Source organism: Thermodesulfobacteriota bacterium, from assembly GCA_036397855.1.
Classification (GTDB): domain Bacteria; phylum Desulfobacterota_D; class UBA1144; order Nemesobacterales; family CSP1-2; genus DASWID01.
Window position 1 is genome coordinate 1 of record DASWID010000089.1, and the last position, 8,564, is coordinate 8,564.

General features: G+C 40.4%; 7 protein-coding genes. 3 read left to right on the forward strand and 4 right to left on the reverse strand.

Annotation, left to right across the window (positions count from 1 at the left end; genetic code table 11):
* Window positions 1–169: 169 nt before the first annotated feature.
* Complete coding sequence (locus tag VGA95_06845) at window positions 170–2,032, forward strand: lipase maturation factor family protein (GenBank protein HEX9666262.1); 1,863 nt, start codon at window positions 170–172, stop codon at window positions 2,030–2,032.
* A 118-nt stretch (window positions 2,033–2,150) separates the two neighbouring features.
* Window positions 2,151–2,522, forward strand: coding sequence for an STAS domain-containing protein (locus VGA95_06850; GenBank protein ID HEX9666263.1), 372 nt, complete (start codon window positions 2,151–2,153; stop codon window positions 2,520–2,522).
* Between the two features lie 60 nt (window positions 2,523–2,582).
* On the opposite strand, the gene VGA95_06855 is transcribed toward VGA95_06850, so the two are convergent.
* The 3 genes from VGA95_06855 to VGA95_06865 are packed head-to-tail and all read right to left on the reverse strand — an operon-like array spanning window position 2,583 to window position 5,909.
* Window positions 2,583–3,005 carry an ATP-binding protein gene (locus VGA95_06855; GenBank protein HEX9666264.1) on the reverse strand — a complete coding sequence of 141 codons (423 nt, stop codon included), beginning with the start codon at window positions 3,003–3,005 and terminating at the stop codon, window positions 2,583–2,585.
* Window positions 3,002–4,930 (reverse strand): SpoIIE family protein phosphatase, encoded by a 1,929-nt coding sequence (locus VGA95_06860; protein HEX9666265.1) that lies wholly within the window; start codon window positions 4,928–4,930, stop codon window positions 3,002–3,004. The genes VGA95_06855 and VGA95_06860 overlap by 4 nt, the downstream gene beginning before the upstream one ends.
* 1 nt (window position 4,931) lies before the next feature.
* Window positions 4,932–5,909, reverse strand: a complete 978-nt coding sequence (locus VGA95_06865; GenBank protein HEX9666266.1) for an ABC transporter substrate-binding protein — start codon at window positions 5,907–5,909, stop codon at window positions 4,932–4,934.
* Window positions 5,910–6,637: 728 nt separating this feature from the next.
* Between VGA95_06865 and VGA95_06870 the strand changes: the two genes are divergently transcribed.
* Complete coding sequence (locus tag VGA95_06870; protein HEX9666267.1) at window positions 6,638–8,218, forward strand: acyl--CoA ligase family protein; 1,581 nt, start codon at window positions 6,638–6,640, stop codon at window positions 8,216–8,218.
* A gap of 30 nt (window positions 8,219–8,248) precedes the next feature.
* Here VGA95_06870 and VGA95_06875 read toward each other — a convergent pair whose 3' ends face one another.
* Entirely contained in the window at window positions 8,249–8,452 is a 204-nt protein-coding gene (locus VGA95_06875) for a hypothetical protein (protein ID HEX9666268.1), read from the reverse strand.
* Between the last annotated feature and the right edge of the window lie 112 nt (window positions 8,453–8,564).

The window sequence follows — 8,564 nt, forward strand, 5'->3', positions numbered from 1 at the left end:
TTCAGACAATTTATTACCTTAATTTTACTAGGCTCTTAATGGGGAGCAGTATAATGTATACACTAATTCGAATAATTAAACTTTAAGATTTTCAACTAGAAAGAATCCCAAAACAACAAGCTGTTAAGTTGTCTTTGTCTGGAACTTGAGTATAAAATGAGTTAGTCTCATGGTCAAAAGCAAACCCGAGTTGCCTTTGCTTATTTACGATGGTGATTGCGGAGTCTGTCGCCTCTGGGTGGACTACTGGAAGTCGTTGACCGGAGATAGAGTTAGATACGCTCCGTTTCAAAATGTTGCCGTAGATTTCCCCGAGATTCCTTCCGAGCATTTTAAAAAATTTGTTCATCTCATAACTCCTAATGGTGAGCTATTTAGAGGCGCTGAGGCTGTTTTCAGGATTTTGAGCTGCTGTCCGGGTAAGAGTTGGTTTCTATGGCTGTACGTGAGAATTCCTGGATTTTCATTTATATCCGAAGCTGTTTATCGTTCACTCGCATCACATCGATCTTTTTTCTACAAGGTCACTATGGCGCTTTGGGGCGAAAATCTTGGTCCTTATACATTCTTAATATCGCGCTGGGTGTTTCTGAGGGTTCTGGGAACGATTTATTTGATCGCTTTTTTTTCTTTCTTTACACAGACTCTTGGTCTTATAGGTAGTAATGGGATTCTGCCAGCGGATATTTTTTTAGGTTCATTGAAGATTAGCCTAGGATGGAAAGCGTATGTGGAGCTACCCACTCTAGCTTGGATAAATTACGGTGATGGATTTCTCCGATTTATCCCTTTTTGCGGAATGCTGTTTTCGTTGCTTCTCATCACGGGATTATTAACTGTGCCTGTTTTAATAATTCTATGGTTGCTATACCTTTCCCTGGTTAACATAGGCCAGGAATTTATGTCGTTTCAATGGGATGTCCTGCTTTTAGAAACGGGTTTTCTCGCGATCTTTTTAGCTCCATTGGCCGTTTTTGAAAGGACTACTAGCGGATCATCGCCCTCAAAAATTGTTCTGTGGCTTTTAAGATTCTTATTATTCCGTGTCATGTTTTCTTCGGGAATAGGTAAGATCGTCAGCGGAGATCCCACCTGGCGCGATTTCACCGCTCTCGCTTTTCATTATTACACGCAGCCGCTACCTACGCCAATTGCATGGTATATGTATCAGCTCCCACTTTGGTTCCAGAAAATTTCTGTTGGTTTTATGTATTTTGTTGAGATAGTGGTCCCGTTTTTCATTTTCGCTCCCAGGAGACTTCGGTTTTTCGCAGGAACCATGATCATATTTTTACAGGCTGTCATACTGCTCACGGGGAACTATACATTTTTTAATATGCTCACTATTGCGTTATGCATATTATTATTTGACGACTCATTTTTCAGGGCTATTTTGCCAACTAAATTCAAGATTCATACTGTTTCTCAACAGGCTTACATCAAATCTGGTTCCGGATTTTCAATGAAAAAACTTCCTGCCATTTTATTTTTCGTCTTTATGTTTGCCCTGGGATGTATCCAGGTTGGAAAGGCAGTGGTCGGTTATAGCAATATGCCGAGGGTTTTCCAAAATGTCATACGTTGGGTTTCGCCATATAGGATTGTAAATAGTTATGGACTGTTTACAGTAATGACCACCTTCCGCCCTGAGATTATTGTTGAGGGAAGCAATAATGGGAGAGAGTGGTACGAGTATGTTTTTAAATATAAGCCTGGGGATCTAAAGAGGCCGCTACCATGGGTAGCTCCACTCCAACCCAGACTCGATTGGCAAATGTGGTTCGCAGCACTGGGAAGCTATCGAGCTAATCCATGGTTTACTAATTTTATGTCGCAGATACTTGCGGGCTCACCGGAAGTTTTGAACCTTCTAGAAAAGAATCCCTTTCCTGAAAGTCCACCCAAGTATCTTCGTGCATCGGTTTATGAATATAATTTTACAAATCTAGAAACTAGGAGAACTACGGGTGATATATGGAGTAGGGAACTTAAGGGGCTTTATTTGCCTGTTCTGAGTCTACGAAATAATTAAGACGGATTTAGCCCTGATATCGTAACCTGATAAAAAAATTGGCAAAGATATTTTTATAGAGTGTTTCTAAAATAATTATGTTATTATATGAACGGCCTATCTAATGGAGGAGGTGTCCATGCCGCTAAATGTTAATTCGAGAGAAAAAGAGCCAGGGGTTTTCGTTGTATCTTCTGAAGGTTCGCTTGACACCAATACATATTCAATCCTGGAAAAGCAGGTAGATTCAATTTTGGAGGGATCTCCAAAAGTTATTATTTTTGACATGGAGTATTTAAACTATATAAGCAGTATGGGCGTTAGGGTGGTACTAAAAGCGAGGAAAGCCCTTGAAAAATATGGTGGAAATCTTGTTCTATTGAACCTTAAACCACACGTCAGGAAGGTATTTGATATTATAAATGCTCTGCCCTCAGAACAGGTATTTGCCAGCGTTGAGGAAATGGACCAGTATCTAGATCGAATGCAGAGAAAAATTATCGAAGGTTAATGTCCTGCACTACATCTATCACATATTGCTGGTAGCTCAATAGGCCTATTTATTTTAGATCTAATTCGGATTGGCTTTTTTCTTCATGATTAGCAGATTCCTCTCGTCCTTCCTCTTGTACTGTAATGAATCCATATGATTCTTCACTAAATGAATTCCGAGTCCCCCGATTGGTCTTTCCTCTAGTGGTTTATCTATATCAGGCGCATCAACTTCCAATGGATTAAAGGGCTTTCCGTCATCCTCTACTTCGATATAAACCTGGCCTTGATGTAAATTCATGCGCACATTTATTACATGCTCATTGTGATCATCGTAGCCATATGCAATAACATTCGCAAGTATTTCTTCTAGAGAAAGATTTAGCGCAAAGACCGTGTCCGGAGGCAATTTATTAGATGCACAAAATTCGTCGATTATTTGGCTCATTCTGACAATCTCGGTCAGATCGTTCTTGAGTTCAACTGATATTTTCTTGCTCATTCCCCTGAAAATCTTATAGCCATTACGGTTATATCATCCGCTTGAGGAGCCCCGGACGAAAAATTAATAATTTCAGCAAGGGTAGCTCGTATGATGTCCTCAGGATTGAAATCTTTTTGATTTGCTAAAAAGTTCATTAATCGTTCTTCAGAATACATTTCGCCGGCGCTATCCGTCGCTTCTGTAACTCCGTCCGTGAAGAGAAATATTCCATCTCCAGTATCCAGAGTTATTTTTCCAGTCGAATAAATTCCCCCGTTCGATACACCCAAAGCCGTTCCAAAGCCATCCTCTATGACCTTTAATCCTAGCGCCCTTGATAATAGGTAAGGAGGATTGTGTCCACCGTTGCTGTATGAGACTTCTCCGGTTCTCGTATTTAGTATTCCAGAGAAAATGGTCGCAAACATTACTGTATCATTATCGACGCACAGCTCGTTGTTAACCAACGAAAGGGTTTCTCCCGGAGCCATGCCATATGTGGTTTTTGCTTTTATAAGAGTTTTGGTTACTGCCATGAAAAGAGAGGCCGGTACCCCCTTGCCCGACACATCGCCTATGCAGAAAAACAATTGATCATTGTCTACGAAGAAAAAGTCGTAAAAATCACCTCCCACCTCTTTTGCTGTTTCAATTGATGCAAATATTTCAAATTCCTTTCTATTGGGAAATGGCGGGAATATCTTTGGCAAGATACTCATTTGTATTTCACGCGCTACACTTAGCTCGCTCTCTATTCTTTCCTTAGCCGCGGTAGTCTCCGTTAGTTCTTTTATATAATTTTTTAGTGATCGTTCCATGTAAATGAATGAATCGGTCAGTTTCCCCACTTCATCCCCCGATTTAGAAAGGGGTATTTCAGTATCCAGATTTCCAAGGGCGATATCTTTTGTCGCATCTGCGAGCAGCCTGAGCGGTTTTGTAATAGAACCCGAAATGCCGATGATCATTATTAACAGGATCGATAACCCTGCAATTCCGATAATGAAGACATTCCTATTTAGTCTCGTTATGTCTGACATTAGTTCATCCTGTGGGAAAAGCACGGCCAGAGACCATCCACTCGTAGATAAGGGGGCAAAAAACATCCAGTATTTTTCATCTGAATTAATGCCATTGAGTGGTACAAAACCGGACTGTCCAGAAATCATTCGTCTTCCAATTTCTCGAAGTTCCTGATCTTCACGTTGCTCCGCTAGGCTGAATATAGTTTCATTCATTATCAAACTGCTGTTTGGATGCGTTACTATCGTACCATTTTTGGAGATTAGAAATCCGTAACCTGTCTTGGAGATCTGGATTGATGATAAAATCTTTTCCAACCAGTCAAGCGAGATGTCAGCGGTTACGATGCCCATGAATTTCTTTTTACCGTTCGAGTTTTTGTAGAATGGCACTGAATAAGTGGACATTATTATGTTCCCGCCGCCCTCATCGTAATACGGTTCGCTCCATTGTGGTTTATTCAGCTCTTTGGGAATTTGGTACCAGTCCCAGTAAAAATATCTGTATGATTCACCACCAAGAAAGGTGGATTTTATGGTTCCGTGGTCTTTGTAGAAGTAAGGAGCGAAATAAAGTGAGTCCTTATCGAATGTATATGGCTCGAATGCTATGGTGGATCCAAAGATCTCCGGGTTATTCTCGACTATGGTGCGTATGAGATTCAATATGTCGCTCTTATTATATCCAGAATACTCCAAAAAATAGGCTAGATTCTCGGGTATTTTCTCAAAGGATTGCAATATTGTTTCAATTCTATTCACTGCATTGAAGGTCAGGTTTTTAGCATTCTCCCTTACGTTGTTTAAGATTAGCTTTCGTGAGATTTGATAGGTGTAACCGAAGATGATCATGAAAATTATTGCTGTGGTAGAAAGAATTAAAATACTGAGTTTGAATGCGATTCCTTTGTTTTTAAGCATTTCAATTGCAAACTTTGTAGAATTCTCTCAATTCAGGGGGATCTTTTATTAATCCAGTTTTTTTAAGTTGATCGGTCACTCTATTATAGTCTTCTTCTTTGAGCACGCCGATAGTTGTTAACTCTCCATCAGCTAAAATTATGTCCTTCATTCTCTCTAGCATCCACTTTTGGTGTACCCGGTTTGCAGGCAGTTTTGAATTGCGCATGTACTTCAGGACAATGTCTATGGCCTCGTCAGGATTTTCAAACGCATATTTCCATCCTTCGATTGAAGCTTTTACGAAGGCGCAACTGAGGGAAGGGTCTTTCTCAAAATTTTCCTTTGATGTATAGATGCCGTCCTCAGGAAAATTCAGGCCATAATCATCGAAGAAGAAGGTTCTTAGTTCCTCGGGATCAATACCGTTGTTTAATATAGTATGATATTCGTTATACCACATAGCCGAAGCCACATCTACACCGTCACGGAGGAAGAGATTAATCGATTGAGATTGGGGTATTATTTTTGGCTCCACCTCGTATTTTTTGAAAAGGGCACGGGCTTGTACTTGAAATTCCGGACCCCAAAGCCCAATCTTTTTCCCATCCATCTCCTTTGGATCATTGATCTTACTGGATTTTTTTGCAACGAGCATTAGGGCAGAGCGTTGAATAATCTGTGCTATATTTACGAGATTGACTTCATCCGCCCTTTCTCTTATGGCGGTAGAAAGAAACATTGTAGCAAAATCGGCCTTTCCATTCTTCAAGTACTCTGTAGATGGACTGTCAGGCCCCCCACTCATAATTGCCAAGTCAATACCATATGCTTTGTAGATTCCCTTTTCATAGGCAACGTAATAGCCAGCGAATTGCGCCTGATGAGACCACTGCGGAATAAATATCGCCTTTTTTGAAAAAGAATCGTCCGCTTTTGTATGAAGACCATTGACCCAACTGCTTAAAAAGACCAAACAAAATATAATAGATGTTTTCATTTATTATTAAGACTATATTATAAGCTAATCAGACATCTTATTGTGGGGATTACGATTTCCTAGGATTTTTTTTACGTTTGTAGCTTTGATGATTTCCTTTTTTCAATCTTTTACGAGGGGAAAAATGACCATAGGTGATTTTAAACTATTCTTTTTGATAAAGATACTCACAGAACATAACAATTTAGCTCTATCGCTTGATTAAAGACGGGAAAGGGTAAGAACCCTAGGCCGGCCACCAAAACCGAAAGGGCAATTTCTGGAAGGGATGACTCAAACCCAGGGTTCGATGAAGATTATAACTGAAATTTTTACTTTTGAAACATAATATTTCAACTTAGTGTCACTATTGAGGATTAGAAAATCCATTGGTTCTCTAAGTAGTGCTTTCCGAATTTATTTGTGGGTGCATATAATCTAAATATTTCTCGCGTTAGGTTCTTAGGTCGTACCTCTCTGTAAGATTTGGGTTGCCGCTTCTGTTGTAATTTCATCGGAAACAACAATTGTCAAAATTGGTAGTCCAAGGTTAATTCAAAGTTGATTAGTGGTATTAGACCGATTATTAGTGTTGTGATACATTAATAAAAAGAATTTTTAAAGGTTTAATTCTTTTTACAAAGTAATACTAGATAACGATCTTGATATGAATTGTTCGTTTGTTTTCAACAACATTTATTGAGTGCATGCCTTAATTTATTGATGCCATAAAACGTAAGGAGATCCAAATGAAAAATGGAAAAGTTTATCGGTCGGAGTTGACACCTTTATCGTTTTTGCGGCGTAGTGCCTTTGTATATCCTAAGAAAATTGCAGTTGTATATGGCAAAAGACGCTATACATACAGGGAACTTGGAGAAAGGGTGAATCGTTTTGCTTCCAGTCTTATAACTTCGGGACTGAAAAAGCACGAAAGAGTTGCTTTTCTCTTACCCAACACACCTGCATTGCTCGAAGCTCATTTCGCAGTTCCAGCTGCACGTGGCGTTATTGTCGCAATAAACACTCGCCTTAGCCCAGATGAGATTAAATACATACTCGATCATTCAGGGGCTCGCTTCCTCTTTTTTGATGAAGAACTAAACAAGCTTGTTGGAAAGATTGATCATAATCGTATAAGAGTGGTACAGGTTGAGAATTCTGGAGAACCAGATGACCCTTATGAAAAATTCATCTCAAAAGGCTCTCCGGAACCTTTTCAAGACATGATAGAGGATGAAGAAGAGTCAATATCTATTAACTATACATCGGGCACAACTGGTAGACCTAAGGGTGTTATTTATACCCACAGGGGCGCGTATCTAAACTCCCTCGGTGAGGTAATTGAGACAGGTATGAATGCGGACAGCGTATTTTTGTGGACATTGCCGATGTTTCATTGTAATGGTTGGTGCTTTACGTGGGCTGTTACGGCAGTGGGAGGCAAGCATGTTTGTTTGAGAAAGGTAGACCCAGGCCTTATTTGGGATCTTATCAATGAAGAAGCTGTGACACATATTAACGGGGCCCCTACAGTCTTTACGATGTTATTGAACAATCCTAAGGCTAAGAGACTAGAGAGGGCTTTGACGGCTACGATTGCTGCTGCTCCCCCCTCTCCAACGCTTTTTAAGCAGCTGAGATCCTTCAACTTTCGACCTATCCATGTGTATGGATTGACCGAGACCTATGGACCCATCTCTGTTTGCTCATGGCAGAAGAATTGGGATGACCTTTCCATCGAAGAGCAAGGTAGTCTTCAGTCCCGACAGGGTCAGGGATATGTTACAGCCGACCTCTTGCGGGTTGTAGACAGTGAAAATAATGATGTATCGAGAGATGGCAACACCATTGGGGAGGCTGTTATGCGTGGCAATAATGTAATGAAGGGGTATTATAATGACCTCAGATCGACCAAAGAGGCTTTTCAAGGGGGTTATTTTCATTCTGGCGATCTTGGGGTGTGGCATCAAGACGGTTACATCGAACTCCGGGATCGCAAAAAGGATATCATTGTCTCCGGCGGTGAAAATATCTCTACGATCGAGGTTGAGCAGACTATAATAAAGCACCCCGCAGTTTTGGAGTGCGCCGTGATTGCAATACCAGACGAGAAATGGGGAGAACGTCCCAAAGCCTTTGTTACGCTTAAGGAATCTCTTTCTATAGTAGAAGAAGAGTTGATAGCGTTTTGTCGAAACAATCTAGCCCACTTCAAGTGCCCTGACAAGGTTGAGTTCTGCGAGCTTCCTAAGACTTCTACAGGTAAGGTTCAGAAATACCTGTTGCGAGAAAAGGAATGGAAAGACAAACAGAAGGGGATCAACTAGTGAATAATACTTTGCTCTGAAAGCTCAAGGCTAATCCTTAATTATTTTGGTTTGGTTGTTCATAATCACAATATGCAGTTCAGCGGTTCTTCCGTCATCAAATCTTACTTGATATGCTTTACCCACCATCTTCTTAACGCCGGCTATGATCGTACCCTTCAAGCCGGGTTCAAATTCCTGGGTGCCTGATTTAATCTTGAGTTTTACTTCAAACCTTGTGCCTGGCTGATACATTTTCCTATACCTCGATAATATTCAAACAACCTGCCATAACGATACTCTGAAACTGAAGTCATTCCGAAGACCAGATTAGATCTTTTCGTATATGTTAGCGAAAAAATTTATC